Annotated in this window: 14 protein-coding genes, 2 pseudogenes and 1 riboswitch; of the genes and pseudogenes, 12 read left to right on the forward strand and 4 right to left on the reverse strand. The window is 63.0% G+C overall.

Translation table 11 applies throughout. The features are described from left to right. The coding region (locus AC30NL_RS19545; RefSeq protein ID WP_489465654.1) for a hypothetical protein at positions 1 to 213 on the reverse strand (213 nt) is incomplete at its 3' end. Positions 214 to 1,162: 949 nt separating this feature from the next. On the opposite strand from AC30NL_RS19545, the gene AC30NL_RS19550 reads away from it, so the two are divergent. The 4 genes and pseudogenes from AC30NL_RS19550 to AC30NL_RS19565 all read left to right on the forward strand — a co-directional run bounded on the left by AC30NL_RS19550 (position 1,163) and on the right by AC30NL_RS19565 (position 3,470). Next, positions 1,163 to 2,431, forward strand: coding sequence for a hypothetical protein (locus AC30NL_RS19550; protein ID WP_489465655.1), 1,269 nt, complete (start codon positions 1,163 to 1,165; stop codon positions 2,429 to 2,431). A 217-nt stretch (positions 2,432 to 2,648) separates the two neighbouring features. Continuing rightward, entirely contained in the window at positions 2,649 to 2,876 is a 228-nt protein-coding gene (locus AC30NL_RS19555; protein ID WP_489465656.1) for an EAL domain-containing protein, read from the forward strand. An 8-nt stretch (positions 2,877 to 2,884) separates the two neighbouring features. Beyond that, a pseudogene (locus AC30NL_RS19560) lies at positions 2,885 to 3,169 on the forward strand (EAL domain-containing protein); the annotation flags it as partial. 43 nt (positions 3,170 to 3,212) lie between these two features. After that, positions 3,213 to 3,470: an EAL domain-containing protein gene (locus tag AC30NL_RS19565; protein ID WP_489465657.1), complete on the forward strand. Its 258-nt coding sequence runs from the start codon at positions 3,213 to 3,215 to the stop codon at positions 3,468 to 3,470. Between the two features lie 55 nt (positions 3,471 to 3,525). On the opposite strand, the pseudogene AC30NL_RS19570 reads toward AC30NL_RS19565, so the two are convergent. Both AC30NL_RS19570 and AC30NL_RS19575 read right to left on the reverse strand, forming a co-directional pair. After that, positions 3,526 to 4,328, reverse strand: a pseudogene (locus AC30NL_RS19570) (OmpA family protein). 56 nt (positions 4,329 to 4,384) lie between these two features. Next, complete coding sequence (locus AC30NL_RS19575) at positions 4,385 to 4,522, reverse strand: hypothetical protein (protein ID WP_489465658.1); 138 nt, start codon at positions 4,520 to 4,522, stop codon at positions 4,385 to 4,387. Positions 4,523 to 4,767: 245 nt separating this feature from the next. Further along, positions 4,768 to 4,856: riboswitch (cyclic di-GMP riboswitch) on the forward strand. Between the two features lie 147 nt (positions 4,857 to 5,003). Between AC30NL_RS19575 and AC30NL_RS19580 the strand changes: the two genes are divergently transcribed. From AC30NL_RS19580 to AC30NL_RS19610, 7 genes are all read left to right on the forward strand, one after another. Further along, entirely contained in the window at positions 5,004 to 5,504 is a 501-nt protein-coding gene (locus tag AC30NL_RS19580) for a spore coat protein U domain-containing protein (protein WP_489465659.1), read from the forward strand. A gap of 6 nt (positions 5,505 to 5,510) precedes the next feature. Further along, positions 5,511 to 6,077: a fimbrial biogenesis chaperone gene (locus AC30NL_RS19585; RefSeq protein WP_489465660.1), complete on the forward strand. Its 567-nt coding sequence runs from the start codon at positions 5,511 to 5,513 to the stop codon at positions 6,075 to 6,077. After that, positions 6,038 to 6,259, forward strand: a complete 222-nt coding sequence (locus AC30NL_RS19590) for a hypothetical protein (protein ID WP_489465661.1) — start codon at positions 6,038 to 6,040, stop codon at positions 6,257 to 6,259. The genes AC30NL_RS19585 and AC30NL_RS19590 overlap by 40 nt, the downstream gene beginning before the upstream one ends. Next, a complete protein-coding gene (locus AC30NL_RS19595; protein ID WP_489465662.1) occupies positions 6,238 to 8,631 on the forward strand; it encodes a fimbria/pilus outer membrane usher protein in 2,394 nt (797 codons plus the stop codon). Before AC30NL_RS19590 ends, AC30NL_RS19595 begins: the two co-directional genes overlap by 22 nt. Further along, positions 8,628 to 9,074, forward strand: a complete 447-nt coding sequence (locus AC30NL_RS19600; protein ID WP_489465663.1) for a spore coat protein U domain-containing protein — start codon at positions 8,628 to 8,630, stop codon at positions 9,072 to 9,074. Before AC30NL_RS19595 ends, AC30NL_RS19600 begins: the two co-directional genes overlap by 4 nt. A 299-nt stretch (positions 9,075 to 9,373) precedes the next feature. Beyond that, positions 9,374 to 10,111 (forward strand): response regulator transcription factor, encoded by a 738-nt coding sequence (locus tag AC30NL_RS19605; protein WP_489465664.1) that lies wholly within the window; start codon positions 9,374 to 9,376, stop codon positions 10,109 to 10,111. 338 nt (positions 10,112 to 10,449) lie between these two features. Then, positions 10,450 to 10,806 (forward strand): hypothetical protein, encoded by a 357-nt coding sequence (locus AC30NL_RS19610; RefSeq protein ID WP_489465665.1) that lies wholly within the window; start codon positions 10,450 to 10,452, stop codon positions 10,804 to 10,806. Between the two features lie 74 nt (positions 10,807 to 10,880). Here AC30NL_RS19610 and AC30NL_RS19615 read toward each other — a convergent pair whose 3' ends face one another. After that, on the reverse strand, positions 10,881 to 12,311 hold the full coding sequence (locus AC30NL_RS19615; RefSeq protein WP_489465666.1) for a hypothetical protein: 1,431 nt from the start codon (positions 12,309 to 12,311) through the stop codon (positions 10,881 to 10,883). Between the two features lie 344 nt (positions 12,312 to 12,655). Between AC30NL_RS19615 and AC30NL_RS19620 the strand changes: the two genes are divergently transcribed. Continuing rightward, positions 12,656 to 13,393, forward strand: coding sequence for a sigma-70 family RNA polymerase sigma factor (locus AC30NL_RS19620; protein ID WP_489465667.1), 738 nt, complete (start codon positions 12,656 to 12,658; stop codon positions 13,391 to 13,393). The last annotated feature ends 117 nt before the right edge of the window (positions 13,394 to 13,510 follow it).

Consider the following 13,510-nt stretch of genomic DNA (forward strand, 5'->3'; position numbering starts at 1 on the left):
ACGCAAGCGCGGTACGTCGCTTGTACTGGTGCGCACTGCAAGCTGCGACGGCCCCTGCCGAGCCGCCCGCGCAGGCGACGGCACCGCCATCGGCTCCTGCTTATCGTGCAAGGAGGCAGCACTGCCCGAATCGATTCGCGTCAATCGGGAAACTGGGATGTCTGGCATGTCGTCGTTCGGGTGGAGCAGGAAAGGCTTGGCGGCAAGCGCCATTCGGGCCTCGTGCGCATCAAGGGGGAGGCAAGGTCGCATCGCGCACCGCGCGGCTGCTGGAACGGCAAGCATAGGGCACGTCTCGTGCGCAGATTGATGGCCAGGCCGAAGCCTTGCGCAAGAAACCGAAGGGGTTGTATCGGCGACAAGTTTGGACACCTGGACGCCGCCCGAAGGGAAGAAGCGGTGCGCTCGCGAAGCCATTGGAGGAGCTGAGACGGCGTTCAACTTCGTTGCGGTTTCGGTCGGCACGAAGTCGCCAGTACGCGCGCCTCACGGTGCGCGCGTGGATTGAAACGGTGACTCGTTTCGCCCATGGCTCTGCTGCCGTCGTCGCGCGCGCCTCACGGTGCCTTGCCGCGAAGTAAAACTGAGCGGAGCCTGAGAAGAGTCGTCCCTGGAGGTGACAACCTTGATGCGCTTTTAGTTCGCACTCACCGCAAAGCAAAAGTGAGCCATTGCGGAGCTGCGAAGTAAAAGACATTGCGTCGAACATTAGCCAAGTCAGGTGCCAAACGGCCTCCCACGGTTTGGAACACTCTCGAAGGAGCACGAGCGTGGATTGCTGCGCAAAAACGCACGGTAGAGCTTGCGGCCTGCGGTTCGTCACATGTTCATCAAGAATGCCCACCGACGCTCGCTGACACTGAGGCGGCCATGGACTTCGCCCTCTTCACCTCGCGCCGGCACGTCGGACCATCCCGACCGGAATTGCCGCACATCCAGATTCCAGTACTGGTACTGGGGCCGCCAGAATGAAGGCCGAGACGATGGGACATCTACGCCGCCGGCGAATGCCGCGCCACGTTCTACAGCAACTGAACACCAGGAGCGCCTAACCCAACAGCAGCTCGTGCGTCTTGTACCCAAGTCGGGCTTCAAGTTTTGTGGCCGCGTGCTTGGACGCGCGCTACCCGAGAGCAATTACTCCAATCTGGACACAGACCATATGTCGACTTTGACTCGTACCCTCACCGGACCTCTTGCTACGACCCTGTTTGCTGCCGTCATTGCTGCGTGCGGTGGGGGGTCGAACGGGTCGGGCGACACGCCTGGCGCCTCCAGCCCTGCACCGGCACCGGCACCGGCACCGGCACCTGCACCTGCACCTGCACCGGCACCGGCACCTGCTCCTGCTCCTGCACCTGCACCTGCACCTGCACCCGCACCTGTCACTTTCATGGGCAAGAGCACGGTGTTGATCGGAAGAACGTCGACTGATGCTCTTTCGGTTGCCGCACCATTCGACGCTCAGTACCAATACGTCGTCAGTCCGCCGGCACCGTCGAGCAACCTGTACACGGCGACGTCCTGCCCGGATGGGACGAATTGGTGGGGATGCGTGGGCGGTAGCATCGGGGGGCTCATCCCTAACGTCGAAGCCCGCGCTGCGCAGGCCACCTATTCAGGTAAGTCGTATCCGCAGACAGTGATGTGGACGTGGTTTGAACTCGGCCTCCTGGCGCCCGTGAATACGTGGCAGGACGAGGTGACGGCGGTCAACCGGGTCGACCTCCTCACCAGATACCTGAACGACTACCGTTTCTTCCTCCAGAAGATCGGCACCTCGCACGACATGATCGATCTCGAACCCGATTTTTTTGGTTTCGCGCGAGGGTACGGCCCTCTGGACCAGGACCCGGCGCAGGTGACGGCTGCGAATCCGACCGACTGCGGAAATCAGCCGAACACCGTGGCGGGTCTGTCTCGATGTCTGATAGCAATGACCCGCAAGTACGCTCCCAACACGGCCGTCGGCCTGCACCTCACCTGCTGGGACTGGCCTGGCAACGTGGATAAATGCGCCAAAGATTACGTGACCCTCGGGGGAAAGGGCGCCGACTTCCTCGTCGGGGAGGTTGAAGACAGGGACGCAGGACTCAACGCCAAGCTGGGGAATGGCAACTCATTCTGGAGCGACCAGAAGTGGGCCACGCAACTCGCCTATTGGAAGCAGATGGCCGAGGCGGTCGGCCACCCGATCGTCGTCTGGCAGATCCCGATCGGCAACATGGCACAGAACAACACCGACTACCACTACCAGGACGACAAGGTGGACTGGCTGTTCTCGCACATGGACCAGGTCGCGAGCGCCCATGTCGCGGCTTTGATGTTCGGCCAAGGATCGGACCTGTCGACCACGGCTGAAACCGACGGCGGCAACCTGTTCGCGAAGACGATCGCCTATCGCAATACAGGGGGCACGCCGCTCAAATAGCGTGTCCCTGCGTGCTGTTGCATAGTCACCCTGGCGCCGGCCTGGCCGATCCCCTGGTTTGTTTATTGCCTAATGCGCAGAGTTCTTTCCATGGGTGAGGCCCGCGATTAGAGCGCGTATTGTGTCAGCGCACGATCCAGCTAATTTATGCGGCCCTTTGGTAAAAATTGCTGGCCGGACGGGCCTGCGTGCGCTGCTCGATTGCTAGAAGCCGCCGATGGCTGCGGCCGTTGTTCCCGACAAACCTCTGTTCACGGGGCCAGACGTGCAGCTTGCCAACCGGGCGGGGCAATGGGTGCTGCACTACCAGCCGAAGGTGGACCTGAAGACTGGAACTCTCGTCGGCATGGAGGCGCTGGTGCGCTGGAATCATCCGACGCATGGTCTGGCTATCCGGATTGCTTCATCGGAATCGCGGAGGAGGGCGGGGCAATCGATGCCTTGACGGACTGGGTGCTGCGAGAGGCGCTGGGGCAACTGACACGCTGGCGCAAGGATGGATTGGTGCTTCACATGGCGGTCAATGTCTCGATGGAGAACCTGTTTTCCGACGACTTCTCGCGTCGCGTCGGTACCATGGTGAGCAACAGCTGCAGCACGCCGCACGAATTGACGCTGGAGGTCACCGAGAGCCGGCTCATGTCTGCGTCGCCGGTTCCTCTCGAGAATCTGGCGCGACTTCGCATGCAGCGTTTCGGGTTGTCGATCGACGACTTCGGAACCGGACACTCTTCGCTTTCACAATTGCGCGACGTGCCTTTCACCGAGCTGAAGATCGACCGTGGCTTCGTGCACGGGGCGGGCCCGCTACAACCAGATCATCCGACCGATACTGGAGGGCAGCATAGGCATTGCCAAGCGCCTGGAAATGCAGTCAGTGGCAGAGGGCGTCGGAACCGAAGAGGACTGGCAGCTGCTGCGCGAGATCGGCTGCGATTTGCCGCAGGGATATTTCATCGCCCGGCCGATGGCGCAGCATCAGGTGGCGGCCTGGCTCGAACAATGGCGCACCCGCGTGGCGCGTCTTGTCACATCATGAGGCTTTATCCCGTTCCACAAGGAAGAGGTGTGGGGCGCGGAGCCTTCGAGTGTCGTCAACGCATGGCCACGACCTCGACTTCGACTCTGCGATCGGGCTGCAGGCAGGTGATGAGCTTGGGGTTGGGCTTGCTGCCCTTGCAGTCGTCGCGCCTGGTGACCGGCTGAGACTCGCTCTCTCCGTGCGCCGAGATCTTGGCGCCATCGATCCCGCCCACGCTGACGAGGTAGGCCTTGACCGCCTCGGCCCGCTGCGACGACAGCTTCTGGTTGTAGATCTGCGAGCCGAGCCGGTCGGTGTGTCCCACGACGCTGATCACACTGAACTGGGTGCCCTTGAGCTCGTTGGCGAAGGTGTAGTTGGTCTCGCGCTTGCTCGGGTTCTGGTTGAGCACGGTGACCGCGCCGGTACCGCTGAAGGTATCGCGCGCCTGGGCACTTTGCGCACCGATGCGTGCCTGCGCCGACCAGCGCTCGCCGAGCGGCAGCGTACCACCAAGTCGAGGTTCACGCCCTGCAGCTTGATTTGGCCGCTGAACGTGCCCGCCGGTGTGGTCGCCGATGAGAAGCCGAACTTGCCGAGGTTGAAGTAACCCGCCTCGAGCGCGAAGTGTCGATTGAACTGCCAGCCCCCGAAGATCTTGTAGGCGGTATCGCTCTCGTCGCGCGACATCGACGTTGTAGTCAGGCCGCCAGACAGCAGGCTGGCGGTGATGCGCGGTTCATCGATCTTGGCGCGCGATTGTCCGATCGAGAGCCCACCGTAGGCGTAGCCGTCCTCCTGGGCGAACGACGAAGCGGAGAAGAGCGCGCCAAGCCCGGCCAGGCTCAACAGGCGGAATGCAGGGGTTCTTTTCATATCGTACTTTCGGGCTGTCTCTGGGTGCGGTGGGTGGGCAACTGGCGCGCGGGTGCTCATGGCGCGACCACCGTCGTGTTGACCATCGTCACCGACGCCGTCAGGCCGAGGGCGCGTCCGATCAAGGTGGTTTGCACTGTCTGGCCCGCGGTCGAGATCGTGACTCCGGCCGGCGCGATGATGGTGCCAACCATCGTGCTGCCGTCTTCATGTCCCAGGAAGTGGATCAAGTCGTTCGTCGCGGCAAGGGGCGTAGCGCGGGCCGCATCGGAACCAGTGTTGCACCGGGGAGCCCTGCTCCGTATGCGTACGTATGGTGCCCTTCGTGCATGTGCAATAAGGTCCGCCTTGAGATTCCATACGAGATGCGAGACCTACAAGTCGGCAGCGCGGGATTGGAGTCTTGAGGTCTGCGGTTCCTCCCACAGGAAGCGCCGTCTTAGAAAAAGGGCAAACCCGCCGGAAACGCGGGGACGCAAAGTCACCGGTCTAAGGGGCACATCGCCCTACGACAGCGGGACTGCCAGGGTGGCCGATGTCATTCGTTCGCGGCGGTATTGCGGACGGGGCAGCAGTTCTCTGTGGGGGTGCGTGCCGCGTTGCGGCCTGCGCCCACCTTCTTCCAAGAGTTGTCTAGGCATCGTGGATCGATGTTCTATCTCTTGGAGTTCATTCATGTTTACGAACCAAAATGTGTCACTGGTAGCGGCCGCTCTGGCCTCATTGGTGATGTGCGGTACGGCTGCAGCCTTCCAAGGCGACAGCGTTCTCACGGTCAATACAACGCTGACCTCGGCGTGTGCCGTGTCCCCGAGCGCGACGATCAGTTTCGGTTCGTTTTCGACACTGGACAACGCGGACAAGACCGCCAGCAGCGGCTCGACGTTCACCGTCGCCTGCTCGCTGGATATGGAGCCTCTGATTTTCGTGACCGGTACGCGCACGATTGACGATGCCCTTGGGCACGCGATGCCTTTCAAACTCAGCCTGACCGCCGGTGCTGCGAGCAACGACCTTCCGGCGACGGGTGCTACGGCGGCGGGCCTATCGATCGTGCAAGACGGAACAGCCAAGGTCGTGCCGCTGTACGCCCGGCTGGCGATGGCGGATTTCAAAGCGATGCCCGCCGGTACCTACACCAACGGCAGCGCCGTGACCGTGTCGGTTCTCTACTAAAAAGCCATGCGACTGCAACTGATCAAGTCCGCAGTCGCCTCGCTTGGCCTCAGCGTGCTGGTGGGGCTGGGCCTTTGGAGTTCCACGGCACATGCGTTAACGATCTCGCCGGTGCTGGTGGAGTTGTCGCCAGCCCGGCGGGTCGCCTCGATCACGATCACCAATCCCGGTGATCGCCCCCTTAGCTTCCAGACGCAGGTGCGCGCCTGGAACCAGCCGGACGGTACGGACGCCTATGCCGACACCGACGAATTGTTCGTCGTGCCGCCTATCGCCGAGATCGCCGCGGGCGGCAGCCAAATCTTTCGAGTCACCACGCGCACCCGGCCGAGTGCAGAGGAGCACGCCTATCGGCTGATCTTCGAAGACGTGAGCGAACTTGCCGCGCCCGCGACGCCGTCCGAAGAATCGTCGATCAGTGTTCGAGTCAATCACGACCTGCCGGTCTTCTTTGCTGCGGCGGGCAAGCTGCATTTGCAGTCCCGGCTTGGCCGGTGCGCGAATGCCACTGCCTGCCGGCCACGACCGGATGCGTGCGACTCGACAACGAGGGCAGCCGCTACCTGCGGGTGAAGTCGCTCACGCTGGAAGGCGCCAACTGGCGCAAGGACATCAACGCCGGCACGCGAGTGCTCGCGGGCGCGTGGCGGCAATGGACTTTCGACCTTCCACCCCAGTTGACACGATCGCTGCGCGTGAAAGCCGAGACGTCGGATGGGCCGGTGACGTTCGAATGGCCGATACCCGCGCGCTGAAACGGACAGGCAATGGCACTGCTTCCGCGATTCGTTTTCCGGGCCGCATCAGTGATGCCGGGACTCTGACGCACCGGCTTGCTGCTGCGTGCGCCTGCCTGCTCTTCGCTCTCGCAGCACCTTCGCAGGCGCAACCGAAAGCCGAAGTGCTGCTGCTCGACATCCGCGTCAACGACAAGGCGCTGGCCGGCATCGTCCGCGTGGAGCGGCTGGCGGATGGGCGACTTGCCCTGCCGGCCGAACTGTGGACAGAGGCCCGGCTCAAGCCCGCGGGCGAGCCCGTGACGCTCTTGGACGGCACGCGCGGCTACGTCCTCGAAGCGGCTCCCGGCATCGTCTACAAGCTCGACCGCAGCCGTTTGGCGCTCGAAATCATCGCGCCCGCTGCGGCCTTCGATTCGACCTTGCTTTCCCTTCGGAACTCGCTGACCGAGCCCACGCCGCCGCCCCTCGGTGCCTATCTCAACTACGAGCTGTCCGCGACGCGCGCCGAGCGCTCGTCGACGGGGTACGGCGCGCTCGTCGAAGGCGTGGGTTTCGGCCGCTGGGGAGCGCTCGTCGCGAGCGGCGTCGTTCGCGCCGACGAGCAGACGCATTCGACCATCCGACTCGACACCTACTGGCGCACCGATCTGCCGGGTCGAATGGAGACGCTGGTGGTGGGCGATACCGTCGGCACCGGCGGCGGGTGGAGCCGCCCGGTGCGTTACGGTGGCATACGCTATGCACGCGATTTCAACCTCGCCCCGGGCTTCATCACCTATCCGACGCCATCGATCTCCGGCTCGGCGGCGCTGCCCTCGACGGTGGATGTGCTGATCAACAACCAGCGCAGCGCGCAGTCGAACGTGCAGCCCGGACCGTTCAAGCTCACCAACGTGCCGATCGTCACGGGCGCCGGCCAGATGCAGCTGGTGGTACGTGACATGCTCGGCCGCGAGACAGTCATCAGCCAGAGCTATTACATCGCGCCGGTGCTGCTGGCACCGGGACTCTCCGACTTCTCGTTCGAGGCGGGCGCGCTGCGCAAGAACTACGGAACCCGCAGCAACGACTACAGCTCGGCGTTCGGCGCCGGCACGTACCGCCTCGGCATCACCGACACGCTGACAGGCGAGGTGCGCGCCGAAGCAGAGCGTGACCGTGCCGCCGCCGGCGCGAGCGTCGCAGCCATCGTCGGCGATTTTGCCGTCGTGGCGCTCGCCGCGGGTTACGCGGTCTCCGATGGCGAGCGCGGAGGACACTACGTGGCGAGCGTGCAGCGGACCACACCCAAGGGGGGCGCGAGCATCGCGGCGGAGCACTTCGACTCGGGCTATCGACAGTTCGGCGCCGACGCCTTCGAAACGCGGCCAAAGGACCAGATCGTCGCCGGCGGCGGCCTGGCGCTCAGGCTTGGCCTGACGGCAGGTTTGAGCTACACGCAGCGGACCACCTGGGATGGCGAGCGCTTTTCTCTGGTTGGCGCCAACGTCGGCGTTGCGATGCCCGGCAACCTGTACCTCAGCGCCTACGCGACCAAGGAGTTGAACGCCGGCAAGAGCTTCGCCGTCGGACTCAACCTGATCATTCCGTTCGGCGACCGGCGAATGATTGCGGCGAGCAGCGCGAGCGATGCCTCGGGGCACGTCGTCAATACGGTGCAGGCAACGCAATCGGTGCCTGCCGGACCGGGTTGGGGCTGGCGCGTGGCCGGGAGCGACAGCGAATCGCAACGCGTGCAGGCCGGCACGACTTACAACAGCAATCACGCGCAGTTCACCGCGGAAGCCAACGCGGGCCAGGACGCCAACGCCGTTCGGCTCGGCGCCAACGGTTCGGTGGGGTGGATGTCCGGCCTCGCGTTCGCGTCGCGTCGCATCGACCAGGGCGCGTTTGCCGTCGTTCACGTCGGCGACCTCGAAGGCGTACCGGTGTCGCTCAGCAACCAGGTCATGGCCGTCACCAACAGCAAGGGTCTCGCGCTGGTGACCGGGCTCCTGCCTTACCAGCTCAATCAGCTCACGCTCAACGCCGACTCGTTGCCCTTCGACGTGGAGATCGGCGGCATACGTGAAACGGTGATCCCATATGCGCGCAGCGGCGCACTCATCAACTTCCCGGTCAAACGCTCGCGCGACGCGCTGGTCGTGCTGCAGCAGCCGGACGGCGCGCCGGTTCCCGCGGGCGCGCGAGTCACGGTGACCCCTGTCAATCAGGAGTTCATCGTGGCAAGGCGCGGCGAGGCGTATCTCGTCGATCTCTCGGACGACAATCGCATCGAAGTGCGCTGGAAGGGTGGCAGCTGCGCCCTGGTGCTGAAGATGGCACCCGTGGTGCCCGGTGCCGTGCCGGCGCGAATCGGACCCCTGGTCTGCGGAGGTGCCCCATGAAGTTGATGCTTCGAGGGCTATTGGCGTCTATGGTTGCTGCCGCGTGCACGCACGCGCTGGCCGTCCCAACGTGCACCGTTGCGACGGGCGCAACACTGTCGTTCGGGGCCGTCGTCGCGCTTGCCAGCACGGGCAATGTGACGACCAACAGTGGCGGCAGCTTCTGGGTCAACTGCACGAGTGACGTGATTGCCGCGCCTTCGCTGTATTCGGCGACTCCGCGCGCGCTGACATCCGGCGGCAACAGTCTTGCGTTCGCGCTCAGCGCCGTGGCACCCGGCGGCGCCGAGTTGCCAACCGCGTCGCCAGGGGCACCGCTGGGAATCACGCGAAACGGAACCAATCAGACCGTCACGCTGCACGGGCGTATTTACTCCAGCAACTTCAGGTCGCTGCCAGCGGGCGCATATGCAAGCTCGATAGCGCTGACGCTCGAATACTAGTGTCGCGTCAAGCCACAAATGGCGCGGCCACCGAGGATATGCGCGGTGCCGCACAGATGACCCCGGTGCCAACGGCTACTGTCTCGGAACCATCCCCCATCATGTTGCGAAGCAAATGGGGCTCAGAGTTCGGGCACACCGCACCAGCTGCACGTTCACTGCCACATACCCCACCATGCCATCGTCTCGCGCCGACACTGCCACTTCCTCTCGTCTGCTGCACGTGTTGGGCACGGCACTCGATCAGAGCCACGAGGTCAAGGCCGAGGTGGAGGCGTGTGCCGAAGCCCTTGGATCACATGATGCAGTCCGGGTCGGCGGGACATGAGCTCGGCGTGGCATGCGGGGTCGGCGACGGCGGGACCGGCGCCGTGGCGCCGCCCCCAGGTTCACTCGACATGGCGGGGCCGGTGATCAAGGTCATGGCCGTCGACGACGACGGCTTCATGCGCGATCTGCTGGGTCGCGTGCTTGCAGGTGCCGGCATGCAGGTGGAAAGCTACGGCTCTGCCGCCGAGTTGCTCGGCGCAGGCGACCTGGCGTCGGCGACAGTCCTGCTGCTCGACGTGAAAATGCCCGGCATGTCCGGTCTGGACCTGCAGGACCTGCTCAGACGTCGTGGCATCGAGCTGCCGGTCGTCTTCATCAGCGGTTCTGCCGACCTGGCAATGGCCGTCACCGCGATGCGAAACGGCGCTGCCGACTTCATCGAGAAGCCGTTCCAGGCTGCGTTGCTGATCGAGCGCTTACGTCGGGCAGTCGCCCGCCACGCCGATCGCGTGGCGACGTCGGAGCATCCGGCGGACCCGCTGGTCCTGGCCCGTTTCGAGACCTTGACACCTCGGGAGCGCGAGGTCTTCGATCTGCTCGTGACAGGCATGAGCAGCAAGGCGATCGCACGCGATCTGGGTGGGAGTTTCCGAACGATCGAGATCCACCGGGCACAGGTCATGCGCAAGATGACTGCCCGCCATCTGCCCGAGCTCGTGCGCATGAGCATCGAGTCGATGGCGCGTCGCAGTGTCCGCGCGCGCTAGGCCGCTAGGCACATCCAAAGCGGATATGAAGATCCTCCTCAGGCGTGCCTTCCAACGGATGTGATGGTCCTTCGCAGCTGAGCTTCGGTGCGAGGGGCGCCACCACATGCAGCCCCTAGCCGCTGCAGGCAGCATCGTCACATTCGATCAAGCGCTCTCAAGCTCGGCATCCCCGTTCCAATAAAACGACTCATCGTGGAATGCTGCTCGCTTGGCTGGGGTGATCCATTCGTCCCAGGGGGATGACACATCCCGCTGCAACATCGAAGATGGGATTGCGTTACATCACATTGCATGTAAGCCAATTACTGGCAGCCGTTGCCAGAACCGGAGCCACCTTGAAATCCATTCTGAGGCCGCGCTGTCAGTGCGGCAGGTACTGCGACCCCCAATGCGGATTGCGTTTGAGCGGCGGCGAGCGAGGTCCGAAACTGAAGGCAGCGCTGATCATCACCCTGTGTTGTTTGACGGGTAGCACGTGGGCCGCCCAGCGGCAGACGAACCTCAGCGTCAGCGCAACGATAGTGGAGGTTGCCTGCCCGCCGGGCGTGACGGCACTTTCGTGTGCACCCTTTAGCCAAACGACGGCAGTTGCCGATTCTTATGACGTCGCGAGCCCTGCCGTGGATGGCGGCATCCCGCCGACGATCCAAAAAGTTCAGGGAAGACTGAACATCGTCACCATCACGTACTGATCTGGGCTCCGGGGTGATTTGGATTGAACGCACCGGGGGGCTTCGAAGGGTCAGGGACATCGTCGCGAGATGCCTTACATCGGCAGGGAAAACCGATAACTGACACCCAAACCGACCGACGTTGATCTGTACCTGAAGTCTTTGGGGTACAGCCCGACATTGTCGAGTGACCTCGTCGTGCCGACTTGTCCATAGATCGCCAGCCGGTCCGTCAGGCCGACATTGACGCCCACGGCCGGCTTCACAATGATCCCGTGGATATTGGTTCCGACCAGCAGTTGAGCAAACACCTGGAAAGTGTCATCCGCGGAATACTTGTTCTGCACTCCGATGCCCGCCAGCAATTCACCAAAGCCCGGGTAACCAAGGTAGGGGCTGTAGGCGATGCTGCCTTGAATGGGGACATAGATGTTGTCTCCAATCGTCTGGTCGACTTGCGCCGTCAGCAGTTTGAGCTTGCTCTGGTATCGGTTTCCGACTCTGACGCCAGACTGGGTTTGCGAGAAGACGTGAACGCGATGCCCGCTGAACCCGACGTCTTTCTCGCCTTGGCCCTGCGCGGAGGTGCCGCCCTTGGGTGAAATGCGGTACACGAGTGCTGCGCCCAGGGTCATGTTTCTGGACGTCCCGCGCGGTGCGTAGAGATATCCGCCGGACAATGAAAGGCCGAGGGAGTCGGTCAACCGGTATTCGGCCGACAGCTTGGGGTAGATCAACAATCCGGAACCGGTGTCTATCTTGTCGGGCGCATAGCCGCCGGACCCGAGGGCGATCTGGGAATAGATGTTGAAGCGGCGGGAGTAGGAAACCTTGTATCCGACGCCTCCATAGGCCTGGTTGTAGCCGGCGAGGCCGTGGTAGCCGACGCTGCCGCCGAATAGCAGATAGTGGTTGTTTGTCAGGAAGTGGTTGTATTGCGCATCCACCAAGTTGACGGTTCTCTTATTCAATCCCTGGGGGTTGATTTGAATGAGGTTGTCTGCGCCCAGGATGATGACGTCATTGCTGTCGTGGGTGGGGATGGATCCCTGATCCGATTCCTGCTTCGTCCGGAAAATCCGGCCAGCATCTCCATACGCCGCAACTGAGTATGAAAACGGCGTCCGGACATAGAGCCCGAATTGGGAGCCGTCGATCACGGAGTTGGTGAATCGAATCTTGGAATAGTTCAGCCCGACGGACACCTCGTTGAAGCGGTAGCCGAGACCGACATAACTCTTCAGAAAGCCGCCGGTGCCGGTGATGGTCTTGGCCTGCAGGTCGGTCTTTCCTCCGCCGCCTCCTCCCAACGAGGCACCCGCCGAAGCGGACCAATTCCCGAAGAGCCTTTGCTCGGTGTGAACGGTGGCGTCGAAGGCCATGAAGCCGCCGTACTCGCCCTTGAACAGCGGGGCATGGCCACCCACACCGACATACAGCCAGTCGTTGAATCTGTTCAAAAGGTGGAAGCCCACCAGGTCCACGGGTTGATAGCCTTTGATCTTGATGGCCTGGTAATCGAACATGACGAGCCCGCCGGCTCTTGTTGGCGGGGAGGCTTCCAACTTGTGCAGATCCGACTCTGTCGCTCGGGGGGCCTCGTCCGATCCGAACGCAGACTTGCTCAACATCATCGAGGCGATGAGGAGCGATGTCTTGAGTGATCGCAGGCGCAGGTGGTCGGCTTTTCGCATACGACTCCGTTTTTCCGAAAGGAGCCGATCTTGCCGCCGAGCAGGCGCAAAAGTACCAATTCCCCTTGAGAGTCGGAAGTGCGTGGCTGATGCAGGTTGACAGCCGTTCCGCTCGCGAGGATGCTGAGGCGAGCAATGCCACTGGTGCTGCAAGTGCCAGCGGAATCAGGGAGCCCATGAACAACGTCAGCGCCTCAGCGCCATGCAAACGCAGCGCCGATCTGATGGCCCACCGGCCGCTGGTCAAGCAGATCGCGCGCCGCATCCTGCATCGCCTTCCCCCCAACGTCGGCATGAACGAGATGGAGCAGGCTGGTCTACTGGGGCTGCAGCAGGCGCTCTCGCGCTTCGAGGAAGGGCACGGATCCAGCTTCGAGAGCTATGCAGCGCGCCGCATCGAAGGCTCGATGCTTGACGCTCTGCGCGAGGCGGACACGGTTCCGCGCGTTGTCCGTTCACGCGTGCGCAAGGTGCGTGTTGCCGTGCAGCGTCTGGAGCACCGGCTGGGCCGCCCGCCGCGCGCCAAGGAGGTGGCCAATGAACTGGGCTGGTCGCTCGAGGAATTTCACCGCACCATGGCCGACTCCGGCGCTGGCAGCATGCGCACTGGTGATGAAAATCTGGAGAACCTCGAAGACGACTCGGAGATTTGGGGCCATGACGGTGACGAACACTCCGTGATCGACGAACATGCGGACCCGCTGCAACTGCTGCAAAACCGGCAACGCCACGCGGCGCTCAATGCGGCCTTCGACGCGCTGGAGAAAGCTGAGCGCTACGTGATGAGGTCGATCTACAAAGACGATCTCACGGTGCGCAACATCGGTCTGAACTTGGGTATCAGCGAATCTCGCGTATCACGCATGGCGTCGGACATTGTCGCGAAGCTGCGCATTCGGCTGCGCGAGCAGTAAGGATTTGGCCCGGAATAAATTGTTTCGGGGTGCGCCGGGAGACCGGCAAGGAGGAAGTGGTGCAAGTCCACTGCGATGAAGGTATAGCGAGCCACATCGGCCCCGAGCCGTGCGCAG

Source organism: Rhizobacter sp., from assembly GCA_021153565.1.
Lineage (GTDB): Bacteria > Pseudomonadota > Gammaproteobacteria > Burkholderiales > Burkholderiaceae_C > Albitalea.